Origin of the sequence: Mesorhizobium sp. M4A.F.Ca.ET.050.02.1.1, from assembly GCF_003997725.1 — a bacterium.
Classification (GTDB): Bacteria; Pseudomonadota; Alphaproteobacteria; order Rhizobiales; family Rhizobiaceae; genus Mesorhizobium.
In genome coordinates, this window is sequence record NZ_RZSG01001014.1 from 1 (window position 1) to 1,868 (window position 1,868).

Consider the following 1,868-nt stretch of genomic DNA (forward strand, 5'->3'; position numbering starts at 1 on the left):
GCCGCGAAGTTCCTGACAGGGTTTGGCTGGAGCAAGCGGTTTTCGCGGGCGAGGGGGTTACGGCTGTTCAGCCGAACCGCTAAGGCTGCCGGCGGAGGAATGGCCATGAGCGCTGCGGAAACGAACAGCGACGAGACAATGCAATGGGCGGCGATCACCGGCGTGATCGCGACCGTCTCGGTCTTCGCCATAGCGCAAGGTTTAAGCTACCCGCTGCTCAGCTTCATCCTGCAGCGCCAGGGCATCTCGCCGGCGATGATCGGCCTTTCGGCGGCGATGACGCCGATCGGCTTCATCCTGTCCTCGCCGATGATCCCGGCGCTGGCGCGCCGTTTCGGCCCAGGGCGGACAGCACTTACCTGCGCCGCGCTTTCCGCGCTCGCGCTGGCGCTGGTCGGCTGGACGCAGAACGTCTATCTGTGGTTCCCGCTGCGCTTCCTGATCGGCGTCGTCACCAACCCGCTCTATGTTCTCAGCGAAATCTGGGTGATCGCGCTGGCGCCACCGTCGCGCCGCGGCCGCGTCATGGGCGTATATTCGACTGTCATTTCGGCCGGCTTCGCCACAGGTCCGCTCTGCCTGCTTGCGGTCGGCACCGAGGGCTGGCCGCCATTCCTGGTCGGCATCTCCGCGTTTGTCTTCTGCGGCGGCTGCCTGGCGCTGGTGCTCGGGCGCCTGCCCAAGGTCGACGAGGCCGGACACCAGGTTTCGGTGATGGGCTTCATGCCAAAGGCATGGCTGCTGCTCGCCGCCGTGGTCGTGGCCGCCGGCTTCGAGCAGGCGGTGCTGGCGCTGCTGCCGGTCTACGGCACCCACTACGGCATTGCCGAGGCCAGCATGTCGGCGCTGCTGTCGGCGATGATCGCCGGCAACATCGCCATGCAGGTGCCGCTCGGCCTGCTGGCCGAACGGCTGACGGCGCGCCTGGTGCGATTCCTGTGCGTGGCGCTCACCGTGCTCGGCTGCGTGCTGTTGCCGCTGCTCATCGAGACGCCGTTGATCTGGCCCTGCGTGTTCATCTGGGGGGCTGTCTCCTACGGCATCTATACGATGTCGATCATCGAACTCGGCGAGCGCTTCACGGGCTCGGCGCTGGTCGCCGGCAATGCCGCCTTCTCGCTGATGTGGGGCGTCGGCGGCATCCTGGTGCCGCCGCTCACCGGCGGCGTCATGGATGCGATCGGCGCCTCCGGTCTGCCGATCACGCTCGGCACGATTTGCGCTGCGCTGGCGGTGGCGACCGTTTTACGCAGGCGTGTGGTGTGAACGAAAGGCCGCTTTCGTCGCGACAAGCTGTCGTTGCCATCTTGAATGTGGGCGTCCGTGAGGCGATGTAGGCGAAACCGCCTGACAATGCCTTCGGAGATCGCGCGTGACCCAATCGACGACAAAGAGCCAGACTGAACCGGCCGCCCACGATCCCTATCTCTGGCTGGAAGACCGCAGCAGCAAGGAGGCGCTCGACTGGGTGCACGCTCAGAACGGGGTCACCGTCGTCGAATTGCAGGGGGATCCCGGCTACCAGGCTTCGTTCGAAACCGCGCTCGACCTGATGACGGCCGAGGACAACATCCCGGTCGGAGCGGCAATCAACGGCCATGTGTACAATTTCTGGCAGGACAAGACCAACGTGCTGGGCCTGTGGCGCCGCACGACGGTCGCTTCCTACAAGACCGAAAAGCCCGAATGGGAGACGATCATCGATTTCGACGTGCTCTCGGCCAAAGAGGGCGTCAAATGGGTGTTCAGCGGTGCGAGCCGGCTTTACCCGGATTTCAACCGCTGCCTGGTGAGCATGTCGCCGGACGGCGGCGATGCCAGTGAAATGCGCGAATTCGACATCGCCGCCGTCCGGCGACATGCTCACC

General features: G+C 65.3%; 1 protein-coding gene and 1 pseudogene. Both read left to right on the forward strand.

What is annotated here, in order from left to right:
* Window positions 1-105 precede the first annotated feature (105 nt).
* Window positions 106-1,266, forward strand: coding sequence for an MFS transporter (locus EOA33_RS34390; RefSeq protein ID WP_126054115.1), 1,161 nt, complete (start codon window positions 106-108; stop codon window positions 1,264-1,266).
* A gap of 106 nt (window positions 1,267-1,372) precedes the next feature.
* Window positions 1,373-1,868, forward strand: a pseudogene (locus EOA33_RS34395) (prolyl oligopeptidase family protein); the annotation flags it as partial.